This is a genomic window from Microbacterium sp. JB110 (genome assembly GCF_003335195.1).
Classification (GTDB): Bacteria; Actinomycetota; Actinomycetes; order Actinomycetales; family Microbacteriaceae; genus Microbacterium.
In genome coordinates this window covers 19,403-46,081 of the sequence record NZ_QPGM01000009.1, presented here as the reverse complement: position 1 = coordinate 46,081, position 26,679 = coordinate 19,403, and the positions used below count along the sequence as shown (strand labels likewise).

Genomic DNA, 26,679 nt, shown 5'->3' with positions numbered 1-26,679 from the left:
GCTCGCTCCGGATGGGGCGGATCGCCCGCCCCATCCGGGTCATTCGGTGATGCCGAGCGTGGGCTCGAAGTCGTCGGCGTTCGAGGGGTCGATGATCTCCGGCTCGAGCTCGACGAAGGTCTCCTCCGGAAGCGCAGCGGAATCGGCGTAGTCGGAGAGGTAGCCGATGAGGTCGTCGACGACCGAGATCCAGTCCTGCGACGCCGTGGCGTACATCGGGCTGCCCTCGCGGATCTTCTCGACCGTCTGCGCGAGAGCATCGACGCCGGTGACGTGGACATCGTCCTGGCCGGACTCCTCGATCGCCTGCACCGCTCCGAGCGCGGCGTCGTCCCATCCGGCCCAGACGCCGTCGAGGCCGTCGGGATTGGCCTGCAGGTAGTCGGTGACGAAGTTGAGCGCCTCGGTGCGGCTCGTGCCGGGGTCGAGCACCTGCTTCATCTCTCCGCCCACGACGGTGGCGCCCTCCTGCTCCAGGGCCTCGACGGCCATGGTGCTGCGCGTGTGGATGCCGACGTGCGGATCGTGACCGATCACCATCACGTTCTTGCCCTCGATGCCGCCCATCGCGTCGCCGAGCGCGGCAAGCGTCTGATCGGCCATCGCCTGCTGTCCGAAGGTCTCGTCGACGACGAAGTCGGGGTTGGCCTCGACGCCGCCGTCGATCGAGAAGATCGGGATGTCCGCGTCCTGCGCCGACTGCACGATCGGAGCGATCTGTCGCGGGTCGGGGAACCCGGCCATGACCGCGTCGGCGCCCTGCGCGATCGCGGCCTGCACGTCGCTGTTGAGCTTGTCGTAGTCGAACGCGCTGGTGTAGAGGGTGACGTCCCAGCCGTCTGCTTCGGCCTTCTCGACGAAGTCGTCCATGGCGAGCTTGCCTGCCGGCGTGCCGTAGCCGGCAGTGAACGCCGCGACCGTGAACGTGCCGTCGTCGCCGAGGCCGTCGGTCTTGTCCGAGTCGCTGCTCGAACCGCCGCCGCCCATGCCGGTGTCGACGGAGCAGCCGGCGAGGGCGACAGCGGCGAGAACGCCGACGCCGACCGCCGCGAGGCGGGGGAAGAGGTGTGAAGTGCGCATCGTGATACTCCCTTGTGTCTGTGATGCTGTGTTCTCAGTGCCACCGGATGTCGCGGCGGCGGTGGGGCTAGGACCCGGACTTCTTCTTCATGCTCGACAGCAGCACCGCGGCGATGATGATCGCCCCGATCAGCACCTGCTGGATGTAGGTGTTCACGCCGACGAGGTTCAGACCGTTCTGCACGACGCCGATGATGAGCACGCCGATGATCGTGCCGCCGACGTTCGCGCGCCCCGAGCGCAGCAGCGTCATGCCGAGGAAGGTGGCGGCGACGGCGTACATCATCATGCTCTCGGCGCCGCCCGAGCCCGCCGAGCCGAGTCGGCTGACCAGGATCACGCCGGCGAGCGCCGACAGGGCGCCGGCCGAGACGAAGGCGAGCATTCGGGTGGGGCGCACGGAGACGCCGGAGAGGCGCGCGACCTCGGCGTTGCCGCCGATCGCGTACCACTTGCGTCCGAGCGTCGTGAAGCGCAGCACCAGCCAGATCAGCACGGCGACGATGAGCGCGTAGAACACCGGGAACGGCACGCCGTTCAGTCGCGCCTGTCCGATGATGCCGAACTCCTCCGGCCAGCCGTACAGCGTCGTGCCGTCGGTGACGATGAGCGTGAGCCCTGCGGAGGTGGTCATCATCGCGAGCGTCGTGATGAACGGCGAGATGCCGAAGTACGCCACGAGGGTGCCGTTGACGAGCCCGATGCCTGCGCCGACCGCGATCGCGACGATGATCGCGAGCGGGATGGGGGTGCCGCCGATCATCAGCGCCGCGGCGGTCGCGCCGGACAGCGTCGCCGTCGTGCCGACCGAGAGGTCGAAGTCGCCGACCACCATCACGATCGTCTGCGCAACCGCGATGATCGCCAGGATCGCGATCTGGTAGGTGATGTTGGTGATGTTGGCCGGTGTCAGGAACACACCACCGCCGATCACCGTGAACACGATCACGAGCACGCCGAGGGCGATGATCGTGCTGCTCTGCCAGACCCAACCGGGAACGCCTCGCCTTACAGGTGCGGCCGCCTCCACTTTGAGGGCTTCTGTCTGCGCCATGTCAGGCGCTCCTTCCGTATGCGTGAGTGAGGACGAGCTCCTCGTCGGCTGCGGCGGCGTCGATGTCGCCGGCGATGCGCCCCTCGTGCATGACGAGGACGCGGTCGCTGAGCCCGATCAGCTCGGGGATCTCGCTGCTGACGAAGACGACCGTCGTGCCGGATGCCGCAAGGCTCCGGATGAGGCGGTAGATCTCGACCTTGGTGCCGACGTCGATGCCTCGGGTCGGCTCGTCCATCAGCAGCACCTTCGGCTCCCGCGCCAGCATCTTCGCCAGCACGATCTTCTGCTGATTGCCGCCGGAGAGATGTCCGACGGGCTGGCGGGAGCTGGAGGCCTTCACCTGCAGCTGCTCCATGCCGGCGCGGGCGAGATCCCGGATGCGCCGGTAGGAGACGATCCCACCGGGGGATACCCCGCGCAGATTCGGTACGGCGATGTTCTCCTCGATGCCGCTCGACAGGATCACGCCCTGGCTGCGCCGCTCCTCCGGGACGAGGGCGATGCCCGCGGCGAGTGCCTTGCCGACGCCCCGTCCGCTGTACGGCCTGCCCTCGACCGAGACGCGGCCTCCCGTGCGCTTCTGAGCTCCGGCGAGCAGTCGCATCAGTTCGCTGCGGCCCGAGCCTGCGAGCCCGCCGATGCCGACGACCTCGCCGCGGCGTGCGGTGAACGACGCGCCCTGGACCCGCTTGCCGCTGAGACCGTCGACGGCCAGCACGACTTCGTCGGTCGCCGTGCCGCGCTCGGGGTAGACGTCGTTCTGTTCGCGCCCGACCATATAGGTGATGACGCGGTCGATCGACGACTCGGCGACATCCTGGGTCACGATCGTGCGGCCGTTGCGCATCACCGTGAGCCGGTCGCAGACCTCGAAGACCTCTTCCAGTCGGTGCGAGACGTAGACGATCGCGACGCCGTCGGCGCGCAGCCTCCGGATGACGGCGAACAGGTCCTCGATCTCGGTGTCGGTGAGCGACGCCGTCGGCTCGTCGAGGATCAGCACGCGCGCGTCGAGCGACAGCGCGCGGGCGACGGACACCATCGTCTGCTGCACGGGGGAGAGATCGCCGGCGAGGGCGCGCAGCGGAATGCGCTGGCCGAGTCGGTCGAGCTGCCGCTGCGCCTCGCGCCGCATCTCGCCCCAGTTCACGACGCCGCCCGCAGACGGTGCGCCCTTGGCGAGTGCGATGTTCTCGGCGACGGTGATCGTCTCGATGATCGACAGCTCCTGGTACAGGGCCACGACGCCGGCGCGGTTCGCCGCCTTCACATCCGAGAAGTCGGCGCGCTCGCCGCCGACGCGCACCTCGCCGTCGTCCTGGCCGTGCACTCCGGTGACGACCTTGATCAGCGTCGACTTGCCTGCGCCGTTCTCGCCGAGGAGGGCATGCACTTCGCCTGCGCGCACCTCGAGGTCGACGCCGCCGAGGGCCTGCACGCCGTCGAAGTGCTTCGTGACGCCGTGCACGTCGAGCGCGAGTTCCGCCGTCTCGGCGGTCGCGGTGCTCATCGCGTGTCCTCTGCGAGGCGATTGCACCGGATGATGACCTTCGGGTGCTTTCCCAAGACGTGCATCCGGAATGCGTCGGCGGCGTCGTCGATGTCGAACACCGACTGGGCGAACTCGTCGAGCTCGAGATGCGGCAGCAGTTGCACGGCGCGTGGGAAGGCGTAGGGCGAGACGAAGACGCCGGTGAGGGTGAGCTCCTTCAGATACAGGTAGTCCGAGAGGTTCAGCGGCATCTCGTAGCTCTCGGGATACATCGCGCCGTAGACGACGATCGCGCCGTGGGCGGCGATGTCGAGCAGACTCCGCACGGCGTGCGGAGAGCCGGATGCGTCGATGACGACGTCGTAGCCGTTGCCCGAGGTGATCTCGTCCGCCCGTGCGGCCTGGTCTTCGCCGATCGGGTCGATCACGTGCTGCGCGCCGTGGCGCAGCGCCATCTCGCGCCGTTCGGCGATCGGCTCGATGAGGGTCAGCGCCGTAGCGCCGGAGCGCGCGAGCACCTGCAGCGCCAGCTGCCCGATCGGACCGCCGCCGCAGATCGCGACACGGTCGCCCACACGCACTCGTGCCTTGTCTGCGATGCGCACCGCGACCGACGTCGGCTCCAGCAGGCACCCGTGCAGCAGCGACACCTCATCCGGGAGCTTCTGCACCTGCGACTCGTGCCAGGTGAGGGTCTCGGCCATGCCAGGTCGGTTGTACTCCTGGATGTTCTCGCAGAACTGCTGGCTGCCGGCCAGGCACGCGCGGCAGGTGCCGCAGAAGCGCAGGAAGTTGCCCGAGACGCGGTCGCCGACCCGCAGTCCCTTGCGGGTGGCGCGCTCGCCGAGGGCCTCGACGACGCCGGAGATCTCGTGGCCGAGCGGGATGGGCACGTCGGTGCCGAAGAAGCCCTCGGCGAGGTGCGGGTCGGAGCCGCAGATCGCCGCGTACGCGACGCGGATGCGCACGTCCTCCGGACCGAGCTCCGGCTCGGGCAGGTCGACGATGCCGATCGTGCCCCGCTCATCCGGATTCTCGGCTCGCAGACTGCCGATCTTGGTGACGGCGACGGTCTTCATCAGCTCGTCTCCTGCGTCTGGACTGCACGGCGCAGTGCGTCGACCGTGTGGACGAGGCCGTAGCCGTGCTTGTTGCGCAGCTCCTCGTCGTCGCCGAAGCCGGCGTACACCTGCGGGATGCCGAGTCGCTCGAAGGAGTTCAGGCTCACGCCGTTGTCGGTGACGACGTCGGAGATCCGGGTGGCGAGGCCGCCGTATGTGAGGTGGTCCTCGAGCACGACGAAGCGGCCGTCGGTCTCCGAGGCCGAGCGGATGACCAGCTCCGCGTCGATGGGCTTGAGGGTCCACATGTCGACCACGCGAACGCTCACGCCTTCCTTCGCCAGCTCGTCGGCTGCGTCGAGTGCCTGCGCCACTGTGGTGCCGTGGGTGAAGAGGGTGACGTCGCTGCCGTCGCGGGCGACGATGCCCCTGCCGATCCGGATGTCGTGCTCGCCCGGCGCGTAGAGGACCTTGTCCTTCTTCCCGACGGCGAGGCGGATGTAGATCGGTCCCGACATCTCCATCGACTGGCGCAGCACCTCGCCCACCATGACGGGGTCGCCGATCGACGTCACGGTCATGTTGGTCAGCGAGGCCATCAGGCTGAGGTCCTCGACGGCGTAGTGGGTGGAGCCGCCGTTTCCGACGAGGCCGCCGTGGGTGCCGATGATCTTCACCGGCAGGTTCGGGTAGCACACGTCGGAGCGCACCTGCTCGAGCGCGCGCATCGAGAGGAAGGGGAGCATGCCGGAGACGACGGAGATGTTGCCGTCGTAGGCGAGGCCCGCGGCGATGCCGACGCACGCCTGCTCAGCGAGTCCGACGTCGATGAAGCGATCGGGGAAGGTGTCGCGGAACTCGACGAGGGTCGCGCCGATGTCGGGGGTGAGGACCCACAGATTGTCGCGCTTCGCGCCCTCGGCGGCGAGGGTCTCGCCGATCACGGAGCGGGCCGACAGCATGTCGCCGAAGGTGAATGTTTCGGGCATCAGGCGTTCTCCTTCGTGCGGGAGGCGTCGAGCGCCGTCAGTGCACGCTCGAGGTCGGTGGGGTTGAGCGAGCCGGCGTGCCAGGCGAGGTTGCGCTCCATGAAGTCGACGCCCTTGCCCTTGACGGTCTCGCAGATGAGAACCGTGGGTACGTCGCTGTCGGCGTCGGGGAGGTCGTCGATCGCGCTGACGAGCTGGGACATGTCGTGACCGTCGATCTCCACGACGTTCCAGCCGAATGCGCGCCACTTGTCGGGGTAGGGCTCGAACATGACGCGCTCCTCGGCGAAGCTCGTCATCATCTGGCGGTTGCGGTCGACGATGGCGACGAGATTGCCGAGTCGGTTGCTGCGGCCGGCCATCACCGCCTCCCACACCGAACCCTCGCCGGTCTCGCCGTCGCCGAGCAGCGTGATCACGCGGTGCTTCTCGCCGCGGCCGCGGGCGCTGAGCGCCATGCCGACCGCGAGCGGCAGGCCGTGGCCGAGCGATCCGGTGGAGGCCTCCACGCCGGGCAGCTGCACCTTGCAGGGGTGCATGCCGTAGGCGCTGTCGAGCTGGCCGTAAGTGGCGACGATGTCGTCGTACTCGAAGAAGCCGCGGATCGCCATGGCGATGTACATGCACACGGCGGCGTGGCCCTTGCTCAGCAGGAAGCGGTCGCGGTTCGGGTTGCTGATGTCGTCGGGGTCGACGCGCAGGCCGTGGTGGAACAGAGCGGTCAGGATGTCGGCGACCGACATGTCGCCGCCGATGTGCACTGCGCCCTCGTAGGTGCCGCAGAGCTCGAGCAGCTTGCGGCGGAGTTCGTAGGCCAGATCCTCCAGCTCCGCGACCGAGTGGTGCTCGCCAGGATCGATTCCGGCTGTGGTCATGCGTGTGTCTCCTCGCCTTCGAGGTCGATGGCAGCCCGCGGGTCGCCCTCGACGTTCGCACTGTCTGTTGGGGCCGACGGTGGCCCGTGAAGGAGACGGTAGCAGTATCTGGTTTAGGTGTAAACATGAATAGACGTAAACGTGTTGAAATGCATCGCGAGTCCGATGCGCACCACGTCCTGATGCGACAATGGGGCGGGTACCGCGGCCTGCCGCCGCCTGAGGGGAGCGAGATGACCGACGTCAACGTCAGCACCGAGGCGGACGCGGCCTCTCGTGGAGTTCCTGCCGGAGCGGTCACCGAGCCCCTCGATGACGTCATCTCGCCCGACCTGTTCGTGCCGCGCTTGGTCGCTCTGCTGTCGAATGCACTGGTGTGGCGCGAATCGCACCAGCTGCGGCGCGCGGTCGGCCTCGGCACCAATGACTGGCGAGTCCTCTCGGCGTTGGCGATACGGCCAGGGCAGCCGTCGAACGAGGTGTCGGACTTCCTCAGCGTGAACAAAGCAGTCGTGTCGAAGAGCGTGAACACTCTGCTCGACCACGAACTGATCGTCGTCGGCGACGGACCGCGCGGCTCCCGCCCGCTGTACCTGAACGAGGCGGGCGCCGAGATGCACGCCAGAATGAAGCCGATCTCTACGAGTGGTGAGGAGATCATCCTCGCCGGGCTGAGCGCCGACGAGGTGCGCACGGCGACGGAGACCCTGCAGGGCATGCTCGACCGCATCCGCGCGGCGTCGTAGTCGGCGGCGGGGCGGCGTGCGGCCGGTTCCGGTGTGCCGAACTGCTCTTCCCCGTACTTCTTGGGGTCTCGGGTGTGCCGAATTGCGCTTAGATCTGGGCGGTGGCGCAATTTCGGGCACTGGAGCGGGCGAGCAAAGCGAGCGCTCGATGGTTGTGGGGCCTTGCCCGAGTGTCGGATGGAGTGAAGAGGAGCAGGATGGATCCATGAAGAAGCTCATCAACGCTCCGGAGAACGTCATCGACGACTACATCGCGGGGCTGGTCTCGTCGCGGCCGCATCTGGCGCGTCTCGACGATGCGCCGGTGGTGGTGCGCAGCGATGATCAGCGCAAGCCGGATGATCGCGTCGCGATCGTCTCGGGAGGCGGTTCCGGGCACGAACCGGCGCATGCGGGGTACGTCGGTCGCGGGATGCTCGACGCCGCCGTGCTCGGGCCGGTGTTCACGTCGCCCTCCGTCGATGACGTGTACGCGGCGATCCACGCCGTCGCGACGGATGCCGGTGTGCTGCTGATCATCAAGAACTACACCGGCGACGTGCTCAACTTCTCGCTGGCCGCGGAGATGGCGCGTGCCGACGGCATCCGGGTCGAACGGGTCATCGTCGCCGACGACGCAGCACTGGGTGACTCGGCGGGTGCCGGCAGGCGAGGGCTCACCGCGACGGTGCTGGCGCACAAAGCGGCGGGTGCGGTGGCGCAGCGGGGTGCGGATCTCGATGGGGTGAAGGGTGCAGCCGAGCGTGTACTGGCGCGGGCGGCGACGATGGGCGTCGCGCTCGGTGCGTGCACTGTGCCAGGCAGTGCTCGAGCGAACTTCGAACTCGACGAGAACGAGGTCGAATGGGGGTTGGGCATCCACGGCGAGCCCGGGCGGAACCGAGGCGAGGCGCTCGGTTCCGCCGAGACCGCAGAGGCTCTCGTCGAACAGGTGTGGGCTGCGATCGACGGTGCACCCGGCGACGAGATCGTCGTGCTCGTGAACTCGCTGGGCGGTACTCCCGACCTCGAGATCCGCATCCTGCAGGGCGACGTGCTGCGCGCGCTGGAGGCCCGCGGAGCACGCGTGCGGCTGACATGGGCGGGGCACTTCCTGACATCGCTCGAGATGCCTGGGGCGTCGGTGACCGTCGCCGCCGTGGACGACGAACTCGTCGAGCTGCTGAGTGATGAGGCGGTCGTCGCGGCCTTTCCGCACCGCACCGCTGAGCACGTCGGGGCGCGCTCGCGGCCGTCGGGCGCACCGGTGGCCGAGGAGGCTCCGGGTGGCGAACCGACGCAGATCGGCGAGCGGATGTTCCGGATCGCCTCGCGGGTGTGCCGCGCGGCGATCGAGGCGGAGACGGAGCTGACCGACCTCGATCGCAGGGTCGGCGACGGGGATATGGGGACGAACCTCGCCAGGGGCGCACGCGCGATCCTCGACGCTGAACGACCGCTGTCGGCGAGCCCGGATGCTGCGTCGTTCCTGCGCGCCGCATCCGGAATCGCCCGTCGCGTCGTGGGCGGCACATCCGGTCCCCTGTACGCCGCAATGCTGCTGGGCATGGGGGAGGAGATCGCGCGCTCGGGTGACGCGGGCGGCGCGTTCGCACACGGGGCTGAGCGGCTGATGGCGATCGGCGGGGCGAAACCGGGGGATCGGACGATGGTCGACGCGCTCGCGCCTGCTGCTGAGGCATTCCGATCGGGTGGTGGCCTGACTCAAGCAGCCGAAGCGGCGCGGGTCGGCGCTGAGGCGACGGCCCAGGAAGCGGCGCACCTCGGTAGGAGCAGCTACCTCGGCGACCGCGCGATCGGCGTTCCGGACCCCGGCGCCGTCGCGATCGCGAAGCTGCTGGAGTCGCTCGCTGCGGAGTGATGGTGGGATTCTGGGCTTCGCCATCGAGCTCGCGTAGGTTCGTCGTCATGGGCGACAAACCGATTCTTCCCGGCTTCCACCCCGATCCGTCGATCTGCCGAGCGGGGGATGAGTACTTCATCGCGAACTCGTCGTTCGAGTACGTGCCGGGCGTCCCGATCCACCGCTCTGCCGATCTCGTGACGTGGGAGCTGGTCGGGCACGCGTTGCCCGATGCGGAGGAGATCGCTGCGCCCGAGGGTGCTGCGGGTGCGAGCAGCGGCGTCTTCGCGCCGACGCTGCGCCACCACGACGGTCGGTTCTGGCTGACGACCACGGCCATCGGGCGCATTCGGGAGGGGCAGCTCATCACGCATGCCGAGCATCCGGATGGCCCGTGGTCGGCCCCGGTGCGGGTGCCCGACACGATCGGCATCGATCCGGACCTCGCCTGGGACGATGAGGGCCGGTGCCTGCTGACCTGGCGCAGCATGAGCCCGCCGGGCATCCGCCAGGTCGAGATCGATCCGGCAACGGGAGAGCAGTTCGGTGACACGCGGATGCTGTGGCCGGGCGGCGGGGCTCTTGCCGAGACCGAGGGCCCCCACCTCATCCGGCGCGGGGACTGGTGGTATCTGGTCGTCGCCGAAGGAGGCACAGGGCTGGGGCACGGTGTTTCCGTCGCCCGTGCCCGCGATCCGCGCGGACCGTTCCAGGAGCATCCGGCCAACCCGATCTTCTCGCACCGCAGCACGGGTCATCCGGTGCAGGCGGCAGGGCATGCGGATCTCGTGGAGCGGCCGGACGGCACATGGGCGATGGTGTTCCTCGGCATCCGTCAGAACGGCTCGTTCCCTCGTTTCCACGTGAACGGGCGAGAGACCTTCCTCGCGGGGGTCGAGTGGGTCGACGACTGGCCGGTGGTCGATGAGGGTGCGCTCGCCGAGACGACGGAGCCGATGGGCTTCGTCGAGCGATTCGAGTCGTTGGGTCTGCGCTGGGTGTCGCCGAGCGTTGCGCCGGAGTCGTTTGCGCGTGCCGATGGCGGACTTGTGCTCGCCGCGGGACGCGACGCCTCCTCGGGCGAGCAGACCCGCGTGCTGTGCGCTAGAGTCACCGTGCACGAGTGGGATGCGACTGCGGCGGTCGACGACGACGCATGCCTGTCCGTGCGGATCGACGCGGGGCACTGGTGCGGCGCGGAGGTCGTCGGTGGGGTGCTGAGAGCGCGTGCGGTGTCTGCCCCGTTCGACCAGGTGTTCGCCGAGACGCAGCTCCCTGATGGTGCTCGCCTCGCGCTGCGGGCCCGCGCCGTCGACGGGCACCACTCCAATGGACTCGGGCCCGACACGATTTCGGTCGGCTACGAGCAGGCAGGTGAGTTCACCGCGATCGCCGCGATCGACGGGCGGTACGTCTCGACCGAGCTCGCCGGAGGCTTCACGGGCCGGATGATCGGGATCGAGGCACTGGGCGGCGAAGTGCGGGTGCGGGAAGTGGTGTTCGCGCCGCGTTGAGAGACGCGCGCCGTTCGCGCTGGAAGCGCACCTGGTCGCGGCCGCTGGCACGGGGCAGTTGTCCCCGAGAATGTCGGACCCCCTTCCTGGACTTGGAGCATGCAAGGGAACCTGATCCCACTCGCCGAGGCGCTCGAGCATCTCGCGTCGGCCGGCGGCGAGCGTGCGGTCGGGGAACTGTCGTCAGCGGAGCTGGTGGCGGTGAACGGGGCCTTCTCGACCGACCGGTATCGATCGAAACGGCCCGCCGAGCAGCGGTCGACGCGCAGACGGTGCCGTCGGTGTTCGGCTCGAAGAGCGAGATCCTCGATCTGGGGCGCAGGCAGCGGTACCTCACACCGGCGCAGAAGCTTGCGATCGCGGAACGCGACGGCGGGTGTGCCCGGTGCGGAGCTCCGCCGGGGTTCACCTCGGTGCACCACATCCGATGGTGGGCAGCGCACGGCGGAAGGACTGACCTCGGCAACGGCGTGCTGCTTTGCACCGAATGTCATCACGTGATTCACGACGACGGCTGGAGCGTCGAGATTCGCGACACCGGCACGCGCGCGACGGCGTGGTTCACGCCGCCCGCAAGCGCCGACCCTACCCGCACGCCCCAGCGCGGCCTCAGTGCACATCTCGACCTGGCGGCCTGAGTCGTCACCTCGGGCCTGGCGCCCTATTCGATACCTGTGAGCACGGACGCCAGCGCAAGCGCACTGGCCGTGATTCCGATGGCGGCGATGACCGTCATCGCGATCGTCAAGACCGTCCAGCGCACAGGAGGCAGCATGTGGACGACGAGCGCTCCGAGCGGCAGGAGCACGACGATGCCGCTGATGACACCGGGCATCGGGCTCCACGAGAGCAGGCTCAGCATGATATGGATCGCGCCATTGACCATCAGTGCATAGGCGACACACACCAGGCCTTCGGTGCTCCAGCGTGGTCGGATCGCCACGGCGATGACGGCGATCGCGAGTACAGCGGCCGTGACGATGGCGAGCACGACGGCGAACTCGGCCTGGTCGCCGTGCAAAGAGCGTCCCGGGAGCCAGGGGTGTGCGGCAATCCAGCCGGTCATGTCGCGCAGCCACTCCTCGACATTGTGCAGCACCACGGCTCCGGCCGTCGCCGCCCACAGCAGCACCAGACGCCGGTCGCTGACCTTCTCGGCCGCCCTGTCGCCAGCGGCGTCGGCGAGTACTTGGTTCATGATCGTCCCTTACGACTGTATTAGAGGGTAGTACGACTGTATGCTGGGCTCATGACGGATGCAAGGGGCGGTAAGCGCAGACTGGCTGAGGCGCTCACACACGTCGTGGCCCGTGAAGGGATCGCGGGTGTCAGCGTGCGCGCGGTCGCGGCCGAGGCGGGAGTAAGCGGTGGAACGGTGCAGCATTACTTCTCCACCCGCGCCGAGATGATCCGGTACGCCATGGAGTGGACGTCGGTTCAGGTGGAGCAACGCCTTGCCGGGGTGCCTCGCTGGGGAGAGGTATGGGAGTGGACACGAGAGATCCTGCTCGAGTTGCTGCCGCTGGACGCTGACCGGCGTCGCGAACACGCGGTCTGGCTCGCGTTCGTCGCCCACGCCAGGACCGATCCGGCACTCGCGGAGCTGAAGCGACTGACGAACGTGATGATGCGCGAGCTCTACTCGCGCATCATCCGCGCGCGGCGAGGTCTTCCCGTGCACACCGAGGGCACCGCGCCCTCCGATCCCGAAGTTGACGCCGACACGCTACTTCTGCAGTCCCTGCTGGACGGCCTCTCGCTGCAGCTCGTGGACCTGAAAGCGGACGATGCTGCGCGAGAAGGCCCGGAGCTTCTCGATCGATACCTCGCCCTGGCCGTCGACCGGCCCGCCAAGCGGGAGAACACGTGAACACCGCAAGGAGACCGGAGGCTCCGCCACTCCGCTATCACCACCCGGGCACGATCGTGTGACTCGGGGCTGATGCTGGTTCAGGTGACAGTTTCGGTCTGGGCCCCGGGAATCGTGGGCGTGTTCCTCACGGTGCACGGCACTTGTTGTTGCTATCCCAACGTCTTCCGACGTTGCGACGGTGTGCAGGAATGATCTGCGTCAGGCGAACGCCTGGAAGGGGTCCTCTACTGGGGCGCTGGTGAGGCTGTTGGCGTAGGTCGACAGGGTGTACACGCCAACGCCCAGCACGACATTCAGAGCTTGCAGGCGATCGTGGTCGGCCGCCGTGTCCGAGCGGCTGCGCGCCCAGTGGGTACAGGCCATCGGTCCGACCAGGATGCGTGTGACCTGGAGGTCGACCTGCGGCGCCTCGTGCCTGAACACGCAGTTCGACTCGACGTGGCCAGTTGGATCGGACCTTGAACGCTCGTGCGCGGGTCACGTTCCGCATAGCGAAAATGGTGCTCCACGAGCGCGGCTAGGCCCCTCAAGGTGCTGGTCGAGCTTCGCTTGCACCTCTCGGAGGCGACATCTTTCGGCCGGCGGAGGGGGCGAAGAGTCGTTGCCCGTCCCTCTCGATCAGCCAGTAGATGGTGCCCGATCCTTGAGTGTCGTGGGAGAGCTCCTGTTCGATATCGCCGGGCTGCCGTACGAATTCGCTCGAATGTGTGTTGGAGAACCTGCAATTGAGGAAGATCGACACGGCTCGGCGGTCGGCGGATCTTGGGTGCGAGGCGCAGCGATCTACCGATCCCTCAGCAAGGCCAACACCCGGTTCGGGGTGAAACGCTCAGCGATGGCACGGAGACTTCAGGGAGACATCTGCGCGGTGCCGAACGCGCGATCCGCCGGTCACGCACTGATCCGGGCTGCGAGACCGTCGAGGACGAGTTCGAGCCCGTGGCTGAAATCACTGTCCTCCGACTCTGGCTCGGCAGAGTCGAGGACTGCAGAGGCCAGCATCGCCGCGGTGTGGGGGAAGTTGGCGGAGTCGATGAGTTCGCCCAGCACCCGGCTGTACTCCCGCTCGCCGTCGGCCTGCGGCTGCCCGGGTGGGCGACCCTCGGCGAGTTCCTCGTTCAGCAGGGCGGACTGCCGGACGAAACCGCTCAGCAGGGTGAGCGCCCCCAACTTGTCACCCCAGTCGAGCCTGGTGTCGGCGAGGTGGTCGAAGCCGTGCTCGAGCCACGCGATCTGGTGTGGTCCGGAGGGGGTGCGGTAGATCGGGACGCGGGGAATCCAGGGGCGTCTGCGGTAGAGGTCACGGAGTTCGCCTGCCCAACGACGCAGCCCGTCGCGCCAAGCGATACCCGCCGGTGCAAGGGACGGTGGTTCGCTCGCGGCGTCGACCATCAGTTGGAGGAGCTCCTGCTTCGAGCCGACGTGGCGGTACAGCGACATGGCGGTCACGCCCAACTCGTCGGCCACCCGGGGGAGGGCTGCTCCATCCAGGCCGTCGTTATCGGCCAGGCGTACCGCGGTCGAGACGACGGTGTCGACGTCCAGTCGCGAGGGACGACCCCGTCGTGCGGGTGTCGTCGGGAGTCGCCAGAGGCGGCCGATGAACGTGTCTCCAGACGGGTCGTCCATGCTCCTGGATCCTGTTGAGTGGTGGTGCTCCAGTGTAGCGGACACGCTAAACTATATGCCATATAGTTTAGCGTGTACACTAGATCTATGACCAGTCACAGTCTCTCCAATCGAACAGTCGCAAGCGGGCGCGTCCACGACGTCGACGCGCTGCGAGGCATCGCCCTGCTCGGGATCCTCGTCGTCAACATCACTTTCATGGCCTCGGCCTATCCGGGCAACTTGGTCGACGATCCTGCGTTCTCCACACCGATCGACGACATGGCCCGGGTCACGGTCGCCGCACTCTTCTCGATGAAGTTCTACCTGCTCTTCTCCTTCCTGTTCGGCTACAGCTTCGTTCTCCAACTGGAATCCGCACGGCGCGCGGGGCGGGCATTCGTGCCACGGATGCTGCGCCGGCTGGGCGGGTTGTTCGTGCTCGGTGCGCTGAGCCTGATCCTGTTCAGCGGTGACATCCTGAGCACGTACGCCGTGGTGGGGCTGGTCCTGCTGGCGATGCACCGGGTGCGTGATGTGGTGGCGCTGCGCACGGCCGCGGTGATCTTCGCCGTCGTACTGGCGTCCTTCATCATCAGCGCCCTCTTCTTGGACCGGTCGGCGTTCGTCCCAGGGCATGCGGAGGCGATGGCGACCGCCGAGGCGCAGACGCAGACGATGCTCGGCTCTTTCAGTGGACTGGTGCGGCAGAATCTCGACGGCCTGGAGTTCATGCTGATCCAGTCCGCGTCGCTGCAGGGTCCGATGGCGCTGGCCATGTTCCTGCTCGGGATGGTCGCTGCCCGTCGTCGCCTATTCGCGGACCTGGCCGAGCGCACGTCTTTGTTGCGCCGTGTCCAATTCGTCGGCTACCCGGTTGGTCTCGCCGGCGGGTTTGCCTACGCCGCCCTCGGGGCGCACGCCGACACGATGGCTGCGGGTATCAGTGTGGCCACCTCCCCGTTCCTCGCTGCGGCGTACGTGGCCTCCCTGCTCAGACTGCTGCACTCGCCCCGCCTGCCATGGCTGCGCCGAGCGCTCGCTCCGGCCGGGCGGCTGGCGTTGACCAACTACCTCGCTCACGCAGTGATCGGATTCGTGTTGTTCACTGGCGTCGGCCTCGGACTGGCCGGTCGGGTCTCACCCCCGCTGCTGGTGTTGCTGGCGGTCGTCGTGTTCGTGGCCCAGGCCGTCGTCAGTGCGTGGTGGCTGCAACGGCGCCGCTACGGCCCGGCGGAGTATCTGCTGCGGGTGGTCACGCACGGGGGGCGGCCGGTGCGACGTACGGAACCCGGAACGAAGTGAGCAGGTTCAACGCCGTCGAACTGCGGGCATCAAGCGACTATCAGACGAACATGCAAAGACATTGCTGGCCTGGTTCGAGCGTCGCGTGTGAGTGGCAGACTCAGGCGCTGGAGGCGCGCGGCTTCACCTTCGCTACGATCGACGGTCGCGGCAGGAAGATCCGGATCGGCGGACTGCGCTTCAGCTGGCTCGATCTGGCCGTGATCGCCGCCACGGCGGCCCTGATCGTCGCCGCCTACACGGCCGGCGCGCAGTGGCCGATCCACCGCAGCTGAGTCCAGCCCGTTCCGGTGTGCCGAACTGCTCCACCCGGCGGAGGCGCGGCCGATCGGGTGTGACGAACTGCGCCAGAGCTCTGGCGGAACCGCGATCTGGGGCACCCGAACCGGGGAGATCATCCGAAAGACGGATGCCACAATCGCACAGCCGATCGACGATGGGGGTATGGGTCAGAAAGTTGAGTCGGGGGACGGGCGCCCGCTGGAACCTGTGCGCGGATGGGAGAAGCTGTGGCGGTCGTCATTCGGCGCCGACATCGACGGCGCGCGCTACGACATCGACCTGAACTTCTTCGACTTCGACGAGAAGGTGCGTCTCTTCGTCGGCGGGCGGCTGAGCGAGACGCGCGACGCGCCCGCGAAGTTCCCCGTCCGGGATGGCTCCGTCAGCGTCGCGTTCGGGATGTACGGTGTGCGGCGGGCACAGATCGAGCGCGCGTCGGGTGATGTCATCCGGCTGGAACCGAACTCCGGCACGCTGGAGCACTGGCGCCGAGAGACCGATCGTCGCTATCCGGTCGCCAGCGGCATCGTCTCGATGCTGTCGTGGCTGGTTCTCGCGCTCGGCCTGCTGGTCGGCGTCACCGAGCTGCTCGACCTCGCCGGCCCGTACTTCGGCCTCGAAGACGGCTCACCGGTGACGGTGCCCGAACCCTTCAACGGCGTCATCGGCGGGCTCGGCATCGTCGCGGCGCTGGACCGCGCCCTCATGCTCCGGCACCACTGGCTGCTCGACTGAGTCCTACGCGAGCGACGGCTTCAGCAGTGCCTTCGTCTTCACCGTGCGACGGGTGGCGACCGCGATCATGGTGACCACGAATGCCAGCACCGCCCAGACGACGAGAGAGATCGCCGCCGAGCCAGCGCCCGTCGACTCGGCGATGATCGCGAGCATGCCATCGAACGCCGGAACCGTGGGGAGGACGTCGCGCACCGCGGTCAGCGCATTCGGAATCGTCGAGACGATGCTGATCGCGACGGTGAGCGCCCCGACGATGCCCGCGATCCAGCGCCCGACGCCGCCGAACACCGCGACGAGCGCCTGGTGGATCGCCGCGAACGCGACGCCGGCGAGCACCGACATACCCAGCAGACCCCAGAAGACGCCGGAATCGTAGCCCGCGACGATCTGCACGATGCCCGCGACGAGAGCGCCCTGCACGGCGCCGATCGCGGCGGCCGGGAGCAGGGACCCGGCGGCGAGGAACGCCGAGGGCCGGCGGGAGGTCAGCGCCTGCGCAGAGACTGCGCGCAGGACGAAGAACGTTGCGAGCGCCCCGAACCAGAGCACGGCGACGACGAGCAGCGGAATCGACGCCGCGCCGAACAGACTGGTGCCGGATGATGCGGTCACCGGATTCGCGACAACGCTCGCGAGATCCTCCGCCTCCTGATCGCCGTAGGACGGAACGGAGTCGACCGCCTCGCCGAGGCCGTCCGCGAGTTCGCCCGCACCGTCTTCCAGCTCGCCGATGCCGTCACCGAGCGAGACGACGCCGTCGGCGACCTGCGTCGCACCGTCCTCGAGCTGGGGCACGTTCGCGGCCGCCTGGCCGAGGCCCGTGGTGAGCTGGCCGACGCCGTCGGCGAGTCCGGATGCGCCATCGGCGAGGGCGCTTGCGCCTCCGGCGAGCTGGTCGGTGCCGTCGGCGAGCTGGGAGGCGCCCGCGGCGAGTTGGCCGGCGCCGTCGGCGAGCTGCGGGATGCCGTCACCGAGCTGCCGCGTTCCGCCGGCGAGCTGCTGGGCGCCGGTGACCGCATCGCCGAGCTGATCGGCGATCGTGCCGGGTGCCGTGTCGTTGATGCCGGTCAGCCCCTGCTGCACGCCTGCTGCCGCCTGCGCGGTCGGCTCGGCGTTCGCGGTGAGCTGGTCCAGCTGGTCGCAGAAGGCGGGAGCAGCCGCGAGGGCGCATTGCTGCGACAGCGCCGCGAGTCCGTCTGCGATGCCGCGCGTTCCCTCTGCCGCGCCGGCGGATGCCTGGGCGAGCTCATTCGGTACGAGATCCGTGCTCCGGATGCCGTCCACGGCGGTCTGCAGACCGCTGGCGAGCTGCTGCGCGCCGCCGACGAGCCCAGGGTCGCCAGCCACGCCGTTCACACCGGCGTCGAGCTGGTCGAGCCCGCCCTTCAGGCCTGCGGCGCCGTCGGCGAGGCCGTTCGCTCCGTCCGTGAGCGCCGGCACGCCATCGGCGAGATCCTGCGCGCCGCCAGCCAGTTCCTGCGCGCCCGCCGACGCGGAACCCGCGCCGTCGGCGAGCTGGTCGAGGCCGTTCCCGAGCTGACCGACCCCGTCGGCGACCTGATCGGCGCCGTCGGCGAGGTCACCTGCGCCGTCCTGTGCTTCCCCCGCGCCGTCTGCCAGCTGCTGCGCGCCGTCCGCGGCGTCTCCGAGCTGATCACCCATGGTGCTGAAGCCCACGAGCAGGTTCGACAGCACGCCCTCGGAGAGAGTGTCGCCCATCGAACCGGTCGCGACGTCGGCGAGCTGGCTCGTGATCGCCTGGTCGACGATGAGCGCATCCGGTGCGGTCTCGACGTCGATCCTGGCCTGCTCGGGCGTCGTGCCGTCGCCTGACAGGTTCTCGGCGGGCGACATCGCAGCTGCCGAGAAGTTCTCTGGAATGGTCACCACGGCCTGGTAGGTGCCGTCGGCGAGCCCGTTCGCTGCGTCGTCGTCGTTCGAGACCACCCAGGTGAGGTTGCTGCTGTCCTCGTCGTCGGCTCCTTCGACCAGGCCGGCGGCCAGCTCGCGCCCGAGCGGCGTGTACTGGCCGTCGACGGTGACCGGCTCGTCGTCGTTCACGACCGCGGCGGTCATATTCTCGAGTCGATCGGTGGGGCTGTGCAGCGCGGCGATCAGCACCCCGCCGATGACGACGGGCAGCAGCAGGAGCCCGATAACGGTGAGCCAGGTGATGGGCGTGCGCGCGCGTGCGCGTTCGAGAACGGTCATGCGTTCACCTCGGAACGGATCGTGGTGTGCGTGAGCGGGTCGGGCCATCCGGCGCTCGCCAGAACGGAACGCGCGGCGCGCTCGTCGGCCGCGGTGACGAGAACGGCGACCGGATGTGCCGGATCGGCCGAGTGGGCGGCGTCGCGGAGCGCGGCGGCGAGCTGATCCCGGTCGGAGTCGCCGAGTCGGTCGATGCCGTCGAGCACGACGAGCGGCGGCGAGCCGCGCAGCGCCTGCTTCGTCGCGTCGGCCGGAGGCGCACTGTCATCGAACAGCGCCACGCCCACGTGCGAGCGCACCCACGAGGCGCGCCCTGGCATCAGATGCCCGGCGACACGCAGACGACCCTGCGACGCAGTGCGTCCTGCGATGGCTACGGCCACGGCCCGCGCGGCCCGTTCATCCGGAGTCTGCAGGATCATCGCCTCACCAGGCTCGAGGCGCAGGCTCAAGCCGTCGACGAGCACCCGGTCGCCCGCTGAGATGCGCAGCCCATCGGCGGCGATCACCGCCGTCGAACCGGGCTCGGGCCAGTCGGCGAGCTGACGCTCGCGCTCGACCGCCTCGCCTTCGACGTCGAAGTGGGGCAGCAGGCGCTCCAGCCAGCGGGGCATCCACCAGGCGTGCCGCCCGAGAAGGGCCATCACAGCGGGCACGAGCGTCATCCGGATGAGGAAGGCGTCGATGGCGATGCCGACGGCGAGTGCCAGCGCGATCGGCTTGATGTTCGAATCGCCCTCGGGTACGAATGCGGCGAACACGGCGAACATGATGATCGCGGCGGCCGTGACCACGCGCGCCGAGGCGGCGTAGCCGGTGCGCACCGACTCGACGGCGAGGCGGTTCGCCGCCTGCTTGCTCGCCTTGTCGGTGATGGGCCCCAAGCGGCGCGCGGCGTGCACATAGTCCTCGCGCATGCGGGAGACGAGGAACACCTCGTAGTCCATCGCGAGTCCGAACAGCACGCCCATGGCGACGATCGGCATGAACGCGATCACCGGGCCGGTGTTGGCGACGTGCAGCAGATCGGCGCCCCACCCCCACTCGAACACCATCGTCACGACGCCGAATGCGGCCAGGATCGACAGCAGGTATCCCAGCGCGGCCTTCAGCGGAACCCAGATCGAACGGAACACGATCATCAGCAGGATGAAGGACAGCCCGACGACGAAGATGCCGAACGGCAGCAGCGCCTCGCCGAGCTGGTCGGAGATGTCGATCGATACGGCCGTGAATCCGGTGACCTTCAGATCGATGCCGTACTCGTCGAGCCACTCGTCGTGATGCGATCTCAGCTCGCGGACGAGGTCGGCGGTCTCGGGATCCGACGGGCCGGTCTCCGGCACGATCTGCACGATGCCGGTGTCGATCGTCTCGTTGGGCGTCGCCAGCGGGATCTCGGCGACGCCGTCGATCCTCTCGACCTCGTCGGCGAGATCCTCCATCACACCGACGGGGTCGTCGTTGGTGATGATCGAACCGGTCAGAATCAGCGGGCCGTTGAAACCCTCGCCGAAGTGCTCACCGGTGAGGTCGTACGCCTGGCGGGCATCGGAATCCTCGGGAAGCGACCCCGCGTTCGGCAGGGCGAGGGCGAGCTGCGCTGCCGGAATGGCGACGATGCCGAGGCCGAACACGATCGTGACGGTCGTGACGACCGGATGGCGGGTGACGAGTCCGACCCAGCGACGGGCGAATCCGACCCTCTCCTTCGTGCTCCTGCGCGGCTTCTTCGGGGTACGTGGAGGGCGGCCGGCGGCCCTGCTGCCGACGAAGCCGAGGAACGCGGGTGTCAGCGTGATCGAGATCGCGACGGCGACGGCGACGGCGACGGCGGCGGCGATGCCCATCGTGGTGAGGAAAGGAATGCCGGCGAAGCCGAGACCGATGAGCGCGATCAGCACCGTGACACCGGCGAATACGACAGCAGAGCCCGCGGTGCCGGTCGCCCGGGCAGCGGATTCCTCCGGCGGAACGCCCTCGCGCACCTGATCCTGATGTCGTGCGCCGATGAACAGGGAGTAGTCGATGCCGACCGCGAGACCGAGCATCAGCGCGAGCAGCGGCGTGGTGGAGCTGATCGTCGCGAGCCCTGTAGCCGCCACGATGCCCAGCATGGAGACGCCGACGCCGAGCAACGCGACGCCGAGGGGAACGCCGGCCATGGCGACGGCGCGGAACGCGACGATGAGGACGATCAGCGCGACGATGACACCGAACGCCTCCGTGATTGTGACGGCCGGCAGCTCCGTGGCGAACAGGTCGCCTCCGAGCGCGCTCTGCGCGCCATCCGGAAGCTCGGCACTCATCTCGGCGAAAGCAGCCTCGATGCGATCCTTCGCATCATCCGGGATCGTGGTGACCTCGCCGTCGAGCTGCACCTGGATGATGGCGGCCGTGCCGTCCTCGGAGATCGTGCCGTCGACGCTGTCGTCGTAGGGCGAGGTCGCCGCCGACACCTCGTCGAGGTCGGCGACGGCGTCCACGAAGCCCTCGATCGGATCGCGGTACGCCTCGTCGGTGGCGCTGCCGCCGTCTGCCGCGACGACGATGCCCTGGGCGCTCGTGCCTGCGACCTCCGGGAACGTGCGCTCGAGCTGCTGCAGGCCCTCCTGCGCCTCGGTGCCGGGGATGGAGAAGGAGTCGTCGAAGCCCTTTCCCAGCCCGAGTGCGCCTCCGCCGATGACGAGCAGCAGGAGCAGCCATGTGGTCAGCACGCGCCATGGATGGCGGAACGACCAGCGACCGAGGGAGTACAGCAGGGTGGACACACGCGCCTCCGAGCGGATGAGAAACGGTTTCGATACAACGGTGTATCCGATACGTAAGTGTATCGTAGTTGGCGTGCGGCCCGTCTAGGCTGGGCGTCGCGTGAGAGAGGGTTATCAATGAGCGCAGAACCGACGCGAAGTCGCGAGAACACCAGGGCCAGGCTGCTCGAGGCTGCGTCCGAGGTGTTCGCCGAGGTCGGCATCGGAGGCACGTCCGTCGAGGCGATCTGCGAGCGGGCGGGCTTCACTCGCGGGGCGTTCTACTCGAACTTCGAGACCAAGGACCAGCTGTTCCTCGAGCTCTCCGACTCCGCGGGGCGTCGTCAGCTCGAACGGGTCAGGCAGCGGATCTCGGAGCTCGAGCACGACCCCACGTTCGCCGAGGACGATGATTTCGACTCGCTGCTGCGCGTGCTCGACACACTCGGTGCCACGCGCGACGACATGATTCTGATGGCCGAGAGTGAGATCCGGGCGATGCGCGACGAGGCTTTCGGCGCGGCGCTGCTGGCGCAGAACGAGCGCTTCATCGCCGAAGTGACGGCGATCGTCGAGCGAGTCGCCCGCGTGCGCAGGCTGACGCTGCGGGTCGATGCGGCCACCGCCGCGCGGCTGCTGATGGCGGCGTGGGAGTCGACGGCGCGGTCATCAGCGATCGCTCGCACCCCGGAGGACGAACGCAACCGCGCCTGTCACGAGACCGTGGCCACGACGGCGCGGGCGCTGATCGCGTAGCGCAGCCGATCCGCTGGGCCGGCGTGCTGTCCCTGTGTGATGACAGGCCGAGACGATGCACAGAACGACGGCGTTGTGCTCGTCTGACGGCTGAACGAAGCAGGCCGGAGGCAGCCCGCCGAATACCGAACTGCTGCGGCGCTTCAAGCGGTGAGAACCGCGTATGCCATTCGGATGCGCTCGTGCCACCAGGTGGTGCGTTCCGCGGACGCGGCGTGCTCGGCGAGCAGCTCCGGGTCGGGTGCGACGCGGTGGACGGGAATGGACCCTCCGGCGGGGATGAGCCGGGGGGAGGCGACGTCGGCCGCGAGGAGCGCTGCCGTTCCGAGCCCGCAGTCGAAGTCCAGGTCGGGCAGCGCCGCAGCGAGGGCGGCGCCCTGCGCGAGGCCGACGCTGGTGTCGAGCGCTGACGACACCACAGCCGGAAGACCGGCGTCGGCGACGATGTTCAGCGCGCGGCGCACGCCGCCGAGGGGCTGCGCCTTGACGATCAGGATGTCGGCCGCGCCCGCACGCGCCACGGCGAGCGGGTCGTCGGCCTTGCGCACCGACTCGTCGGCGGCGATCGGGATGTCCCAGTCGACGAGCCGACGCCGGATCTCGACGAGTTCGTCGATCGTGGCGCACGGCTGCTCGATGTACTCCAAGTCGAACTCGCTCATCGCGTGCGCGGCGTGCTCGGCTTCGTCGACGTTCCATCCTGCGTTCGCGTCGATCCGGATGCGCCCTTCCGGGCCGAGCGCCGACCGCACGGCGCGCACGCGGGCGACGTCGTCGGCAAGCGACTGCCCGCGCTCGGCGACCTTGACCTTTGCGGTGCGGCATCCGTCGAACCTGGCCAGGACATCCGGAACCTGCGCCGGATCGACAGCCGGGACGGTGGCGTTCACCGGAATGCGCTCACGACGCGGCTCCGGCTGCGGCTGCCACGCGAAATCGAGCGCCGCGGCGAGCCACATCGAGGCCTCTTCCGCGTCGTATTCGAGGAAGGGGGAGAACTCGGCCCATCCTTCCGGGCCTTGGACGAGCGCGGCCTCGCGGCGGGTGACTCCGCGGAACGGTGTCGTCATCGGCAGCGACACGACACGGGTGGCGGCGAGCACCTCGGCGACGTCGGGGAGCGCGGCGGAATCGGTCGGAGGAGTCATCTCCCGAATCTAGGTCATGACCGCCCGCCGCGTCTGCCCCTGGAAGCGGATGCATCAGGTGACGCTGTATCGCCAGGAGTGTCCTGTGCGAGGCAGGATGGAAGCATGAGGTTCTGGATCGGGGCGCGCGGCGCGGACATGAGGTCGGAGGGCCGCGGGATCACGGCCGTGACGGCGGGCGAGGCGGACTCCCCGCTTGCGGGAGGCGCGTTCGCCGATCTCGGCGTGGCCGTCGAGGCGCCGTCGCCGACATGGCTCGCTCCGCACCCGCAGCACGAGGTCGTGTACGCCGCGCTCGAGGGTGCAGGCCAGATCGCCGCGTACCGTCGCACGGGCGACGCGACGCTCGATCTGCTGGGTGCCCCGGTCGAGGTCGGAGACGGGGTGTGCCACATCGCGGTTGCGCCGGACGGATCGCGTCTGGTCGCCTCCTGCTACGGGGACGGCCGCGTCGTGCACGTGCCGCTGCGCGGCGACGGCTCGCTCGGCGAGCCCTCGCATGGCAGGGCGGCCGACGACCCGTATGCCCCAGGAGGCATGAGTCCGGACTGGGCGAGCACCGGCGTGGACTTCGGCGCAGCGAGCGCGGCGGAGCGGACTGCAGTCGAAGCCGCACGGACGGAGGTCGGAGCAGGCGCGGAGGAGACCCCGAGCGGGTTCCTGATCCCCGGCGCCGAGGATATGAAGGGACTGCTCGCAGAGGCCCCGCACGAACCGAGTGCCGCGGAGCGGCTGGCGCAGCAGCGCGCGCAGGACGAAGCGGATGCGCTCTCCGGCATATCCGGCAGCGAGGTCCCGGCGAGCGACGCCGACCGGACCGGAACAGCCGATGCCGAGACCGCCGCGCGCCCTTCGCGCGCCCACTCTGCGACGTTCCTCCCCGACGGCCGCGTCGCGACGACGGACCTCGGCTACGACCTGGTCCGCATCTGGCGGGTCACGCCATCCGGTCTCGTCCCCGACCATGAGATCGTGCTGCCCTTCGGTGTCGGGCCTCGGCACATGGTGATGCACCCCAGCGGACATCTGCACGTGATCACGGAGTTCTCGTGCGAGGTGTGGACGTTCGCCGAGGGGCCTGACGCGCGCTGGCGCGTGGTCGCCTCTGTGCCGACGGGCGCGTTCGACGGCGACACCGGCGCCGAGCTGACGCCCGGTCACGGCAAGATGTTCCTGTACGCGGGCCTGCGCGGCAGCGACACCATCCAGGTGCTCCGCGTCGGCGGCGAGGGCGAGCGGCTCGAACCGGTCGCGCTGGTCGACTCCGGCATCACGGTGCCGCGTCACCACGTGGTCGTGCGCGACACGCTGCTGGTCGCCGGCCAGAACTCCGAGGAGATCGCGTCGCTGTCGCTCGACGAGCGCACCGGTGTGCCAGGCCGCGTGCGTCACCGGCTTGAGACTCCCCGCCCGCAGCACATCCTGCCGGTGCGATAGGCCCATCCGGCACGCTCGGGACCGGCGCACTGCTTCGACATCCGCATCGCGCCCTGAGCATCCGGCTGGCGACGCGGGCGTCCGCACGCCAGCTAACGTAGACAGGACAGTGCGGTCCGCAGCAGGGACCGCACGCAGGAGCAGGAGGTTCTCACACATGGCGCGGACGCGTTTCCCGAGGAACGTCTATCGAGACGGCGACGAGCCGGACCCTCGATTCAGCCTCGCGAACGAGCGCACGTTCCTGGCGTGGCTGCGCACCTCCCTCGCACTGTTCGCCGCCGCCGTGGCGCTCGAGGCGCTGCAGCTGCCGATCCAGCCCGCATGGCGTCTCGCGGCCGCCGCAGTCTTCCTGATCCTCGGCCTCGTCGCCGCGGCGCAGGCGTGGATCGGGTGGAGCTCGACTGAGCGTGCCCTGCGCCACAACAGCCCCTTGCCCGGCCTGTCGATCGGCGGAATCATCGTCATCGGCGTCATCGTGGGGGCGGCGCTGGTGTTCATCGGGAGCCTCGTGTGAGCGTTCCGTACGACCCGGGGCTGCAGCCGGAGCGCACGCTGCTGTCGTGGCGGCGCACGTGCCTGTCGTTCGCGGTGGGCAGCGTCATCCTCGCTCGCTACACCGTCGAGGCATTCGGCGTGTTCGGTGTGCTGCTGGGGCTGGCGGCCGCCGGCCTGGCCGTCGCGGCGTACTTCTCGGCGGCGTATGAGTACCGGCGCGTGCACGACTCCCTGCACACGCACGGCCACACCGGCGGCGACGGCAGACCGATGCTGCTGGCAACCCTGGCGGTGCTCGCTATCGGCGCGGCCGTTGCCTTCTTCCTCGTGATTGCGATGGTGAATCTATGACGGAGTTCGTCTCCCTGCCGGGCGGTGCGTTCCGGATGGGCTCTGAGCGGTTCTATCCGGAGGAGGGCCCGCAGCATGATGCGTGGATCGAGGCATTCCGGATCGCCGTGCATGCCGTGACCAACCGCGATTTCGCACGCTTCGTCGATGAGACCGGCTACGTCACGATCGCCGAGCGGCCGATCGATCCCGACGCGTTCCCCGGCGCAGCGGAGGTCGAACCCGGCTCGCTCGTGTTCACCCCGACCGACGGCCCCGTCGACCTGCGCGACTGGCGCCAGTGGTGGCGCTGGGAGACCGGCGCGAACTGGCGTCATCCTCGCGGACCCGAGAGCGACATCGCAGGTCTTGAAGATCATCCGGTCGTCCAGGTCTCCTATGACGACGCCCTCGCCTACGCGGAGTGGGCCGGCGCGCGTCTGCCCACCGAGGCGGAGTGGGAATTCGCCGCCCGCGGCGGCCTCGACGGGGCGACCTTCGTCTGGGGCGAGGAGCCCAACGACGGCACGCGCGCGAACTCGTGGCAGGGCCGCTTTCCGTATCAGAATGACGGGGCATCCGGATGGGTCTACACGGCACCTGTCGGATCGTTCCCTGCGAACGGGTACGGCCTGTACGAGATGACGGGCAACTCGTGGGAATGGACCTCCTCGGAGTGGACCCCGCGCCACGATCCGGCAGGGCACGCACCGCCGCAGGTGACCGCGGAAGGGCGCCAGAACCTGCTGGGCGGCTCCGGCCCGTCACCGGACGCGGATGAGGGCGCTGCATCCAGCGGCTGCGGCGGGGGAGACGGGTGCACGTGCTCGCCGTCGTCGTCGGCCGCACGAGGAGACCAGCCGGCGCCGATGGGCGTGAAGAACCGCGTGCTCAAGGGCGGCTCGCACCTGTGTGCCCCGGAGTACTGCCTGCGTTACCGCCCCGCGGCCCGCTCGTCGCAGTCCGACGACTCGGCGACCACCCACATCGGCTTCCGCCTCGCCCGCGACGCCTGAATCATTCCGTCTGTGGGTGATCTCCGCGGGTAGGAGGTCGGGCACAGCGACGGAGATCGCCCACGAACGG

25 protein-coding genes and 1 pseudogene are annotated in these 26,679 nt (G+C 68.9%); 14 read left to right on the top strand and 12 right to left on the bottom strand.

Translation table 11 applies throughout. From position 1 onward, the window contains the following. Nucleotides 1-39 precede the first annotated feature (39 nt). The 6 genes from CIK77_RS14680 to CIK77_RS14655 all read right to left on the bottom strand — a co-directional run bounded on the left by CIK77_RS14680 (nucleotide 40) and on the right by CIK77_RS14655 (nucleotide 6,554). A complete protein-coding gene (locus CIK77_RS14680; protein ID WP_087054976.1) occupies nucleotides 40-1,080 on the bottom strand; it encodes a sugar ABC transporter substrate-binding protein in 1,041 nt (346 codons plus the stop codon). Between the two features lie 67 nt (nucleotides 1,081-1,147). Next, complete coding sequence (locus CIK77_RS14675; protein ID WP_087054977.1) at nucleotides 1,148-2,134, bottom strand: ABC transporter permease; 987 nt, start codon at nucleotides 2,132-2,134, stop codon at nucleotides 1,148-1,150. Nucleotide 2,135: 1 nt separating this feature from the next. Further along, nucleotides 2,136-3,647 carry a sugar ABC transporter ATP-binding protein gene (locus tag CIK77_RS14670; protein ID WP_087054978.1) on the bottom strand — a complete coding sequence of 504 codons (1,512 nt, stop codon included), beginning with the start codon at nucleotides 3,645-3,647 and terminating at the stop codon, nucleotides 2,136-2,138. Then, the gene (locus CIK77_RS14665) at nucleotides 3,644-4,708 is read right to left on the bottom strand and encodes a zinc-dependent alcohol dehydrogenase (protein ID WP_087054979.1); all 1,065 of its coding nucleotides are present in this window, start codon (nucleotides 4,706-4,708) and stop codon (nucleotides 3,644-3,646) included. Before CIK77_RS14665 ends, CIK77_RS14670 begins: the two co-directional genes overlap by 4 nt. Further along, nucleotides 4,708-5,679, bottom strand: a complete 972-nt coding sequence (locus CIK77_RS14660) for a transketolase family protein (RefSeq protein ID WP_087054980.1) — start codon at nucleotides 5,677-5,679, stop codon at nucleotides 4,708-4,710. Before CIK77_RS14660 ends, CIK77_RS14665 begins: the two co-directional genes overlap by 1 nt. Continuing rightward, entirely contained in the window at nucleotides 5,679-6,554 is an 876-nt protein-coding gene (locus CIK77_RS14655) for a transketolase (protein WP_087054981.1), read from the bottom strand. The genes CIK77_RS14660 and CIK77_RS14655 overlap by 1 nt, the downstream gene beginning before the upstream one ends. 149 nt (nucleotides 6,555-6,703) lie before the next feature. On the opposite strand from CIK77_RS14655, the gene CIK77_RS14650 reads away from it, so the two are divergent. The 5 genes and pseudogenes from CIK77_RS14650 to CIK77_RS18200 all read left to right on the top strand — a co-directional run bounded on the left by CIK77_RS14650 (nucleotide 6,704) and on the right by CIK77_RS18200 (nucleotide 11,295). Further along, nucleotides 6,704-7,300: a MarR family winged helix-turn-helix transcriptional regulator gene (locus tag CIK77_RS14650; protein WP_087054982.1), complete on the top strand. Its 597-nt coding sequence runs from the start codon at nucleotides 6,704-6,706 to the stop codon at nucleotides 7,298-7,300. A 205-nt stretch (nucleotides 7,301-7,505) separates the two neighbouring features. Further along, the gene (locus CIK77_RS14645) at nucleotides 7,506-9,161 is read left to right on the top strand and encodes a dihydroxyacetone kinase family protein (RefSeq protein ID WP_087054983.1); all 1,656 of its coding nucleotides are present in this window, start codon (nucleotides 7,506-7,508) and stop codon (nucleotides 9,159-9,161) included. 47 nt (nucleotides 9,162-9,208) lie between these two features. Further along, nucleotides 9,209-10,657: a glycoside hydrolase family 43 protein gene (locus tag CIK77_RS14640; RefSeq protein WP_087054984.1), complete on the top strand. Its 1,449-nt coding sequence runs from the start codon at nucleotides 9,209-9,211 to the stop codon at nucleotides 10,655-10,657. Nucleotides 10,658-10,929: 272 nt separating this feature from the next. Next, nucleotides 10,930-11,154, top strand: a pseudogene (locus CIK77_RS18375) (HNH endonuclease); the annotation flags it as partial. After that, nucleotides 11,155-11,295 carry a hypothetical protein gene (locus tag CIK77_RS18200; protein ID WP_258861483.1) on the top strand — a complete coding sequence of 47 codons (141 nt, stop codon included), beginning with the start codon at nucleotides 11,155-11,157 and terminating at the stop codon, nucleotides 11,293-11,295. It abuts the pseudogene before it with no gap. Nucleotides 11,296-11,318: 23 nt separating this feature from the next. On the opposite strand, the gene CIK77_RS14630 is transcribed toward CIK77_RS18200, so the two are convergent. After that, complete coding sequence (locus CIK77_RS14630) at nucleotides 11,319-11,855, bottom strand: HXXEE domain-containing protein (RefSeq protein ID WP_087054986.1); 537 nt, start codon at nucleotides 11,853-11,855, stop codon at nucleotides 11,319-11,321. 51 nt (nucleotides 11,856-11,906) lie between these two features. On the opposite strand from CIK77_RS14630, the gene CIK77_RS14625 reads away from it, so the two are divergent. Next, nucleotides 11,907-12,527: a TetR/AcrR family transcriptional regulator gene (locus tag CIK77_RS14625; protein WP_087054987.1), complete on the top strand. Its 621-nt coding sequence runs from the start codon at nucleotides 11,907-11,909 to the stop codon at nucleotides 12,525-12,527. Between the two features lie 201 nt (nucleotides 12,528-12,728). Here the strand turns inward: CIK77_RS14625 and CIK77_RS17735 are convergent, their stop codons facing one another. After that, nucleotides 12,729-12,953: a hypothetical protein gene (locus tag CIK77_RS17735; protein ID WP_087054988.1), complete on the bottom strand. Its 225-nt coding sequence runs from the start codon at nucleotides 12,951-12,953 to the stop codon at nucleotides 12,729-12,731. Between the two features lie 468 nt (nucleotides 12,954-13,421). Next, the gene (locus CIK77_RS14615; RefSeq protein WP_087054989.1) at nucleotides 13,422-14,159 is read right to left on the bottom strand and encodes a TetR/AcrR family transcriptional regulator; all 738 of its coding nucleotides are present in this window, start codon (nucleotides 14,157-14,159) and stop codon (nucleotides 13,422-13,424) included. A gap of 198 nt (nucleotides 14,160-14,357) precedes the next feature. Here CIK77_RS14615 and CIK77_RS14610 point away from each other — a divergent pair, with 198 nt between their 5' ends. The 3 genes from CIK77_RS14610 to CIK77_RS14600 all read left to right on the top strand — a co-directional run bounded on the left by CIK77_RS14610 (nucleotide 14,358) and on the right by CIK77_RS14600 (nucleotide 16,460). After that, on the top strand, nucleotides 14,358-15,443 hold the full coding sequence (locus tag CIK77_RS14610) for a DUF418 domain-containing protein (protein WP_249268588.1): 1,086 nt from the start codon (nucleotides 14,358-14,360) through the stop codon (nucleotides 15,441-15,443). Then, entirely contained in the window at nucleotides 15,440-15,718 is a 279-nt protein-coding gene (locus CIK77_RS14605) for a hypothetical protein (protein WP_087054991.1), read from the top strand. Before CIK77_RS14610 ends, CIK77_RS14605 begins: the two co-directional genes overlap by 4 nt. Before the next feature lie 169 nt (nucleotides 15,719-15,887). Then, nucleotides 15,888-16,460 (top strand): hypothetical protein, encoded by a 573-nt coding sequence (locus tag CIK77_RS14600; RefSeq protein ID WP_087054992.1) that lies wholly within the window; start codon nucleotides 15,888-15,890, stop codon nucleotides 16,458-16,460. Nucleotides 16,461-16,463: 3 nt separating this feature from the next. On the opposite strand, the gene CIK77_RS14595 is transcribed toward CIK77_RS14600, so the two are convergent. Further along, a complete protein-coding gene (locus CIK77_RS14595) occupies nucleotides 16,464-18,674 on the bottom strand; it encodes a YhgE/Pip domain-containing protein (RefSeq protein WP_087054993.1) in 2,211 nt (736 codons plus the stop codon). Next, nucleotides 18,671-21,445: an MMPL family transporter gene (locus CIK77_RS14590; protein ID WP_087054994.1), complete on the bottom strand. Its 2,775-nt coding sequence runs from the start codon at nucleotides 21,443-21,445 to the stop codon at nucleotides 18,671-18,673. The genes CIK77_RS14595 and CIK77_RS14590 overlap by 4 nt, the downstream gene beginning before the upstream one ends. A 117-nt stretch (nucleotides 21,446-21,562) precedes the next feature. Here CIK77_RS14590 and CIK77_RS14585 point away from each other — a divergent pair, with 117 nt between their 5' ends. Beyond that, entirely contained in the window at nucleotides 21,563-22,180 is a 618-nt protein-coding gene (locus tag CIK77_RS14585; protein ID WP_087054995.1) for a TetR/AcrR family transcriptional regulator, read from the top strand. A gap of 143 nt (nucleotides 22,181-22,323) precedes the next feature. Here the strand turns inward: CIK77_RS14585 and CIK77_RS14580 are convergent, their stop codons facing one another. Beyond that, the gene (locus CIK77_RS14580) at nucleotides 22,324-23,328 is read right to left on the bottom strand and encodes an o-succinylbenzoate synthase (RefSeq protein ID WP_087054996.1); all 1,005 of its coding nucleotides are present in this window, start codon (nucleotides 23,326-23,328) and stop codon (nucleotides 22,324-22,326) included. 105 nt (nucleotides 23,329-23,433) lie between these two features. Between CIK77_RS14580 and CIK77_RS14570 the strand changes: the two genes are divergently transcribed. The 4 genes from CIK77_RS14570 (at nucleotide 23,434) to CIK77_RS14555 (ending at nucleotide 26,609) form a co-directional block, all read left to right on the top strand. Next, the gene (locus CIK77_RS14570; protein ID WP_249268589.1) at nucleotides 23,434-24,765 is read left to right on the top strand and encodes a lactonase family protein; all 1,332 of its coding nucleotides are present in this window, start codon (nucleotides 23,434-23,436) and stop codon (nucleotides 24,763-24,765) included. A 157-nt stretch (nucleotides 24,766-24,922) separates the two neighbouring features. Further along, entirely contained in the window at nucleotides 24,923-25,282 is a 360-nt protein-coding gene (locus CIK77_RS14565) for a YidH family protein (protein WP_087054997.1), read from the top strand. Then, complete coding sequence (locus tag CIK77_RS14560) at nucleotides 25,279-25,614, top strand: DUF202 domain-containing protein (RefSeq protein ID WP_087054998.1); 336 nt, start codon at nucleotides 25,279-25,281, stop codon at nucleotides 25,612-25,614. Before CIK77_RS14565 ends, CIK77_RS14560 begins: the two co-directional genes overlap by 4 nt. After that, on the top strand, nucleotides 25,611-26,609 hold the full coding sequence (locus tag CIK77_RS14555; RefSeq protein ID WP_087054999.1) for a formylglycine-generating enzyme family protein: 999 nt from the start codon (nucleotides 25,611-25,613) through the stop codon (nucleotides 26,607-26,609). Before CIK77_RS14560 ends, CIK77_RS14555 begins: the two co-directional genes overlap by 4 nt. Nucleotides 26,610-26,679 lie beyond the last annotated feature (70 nt).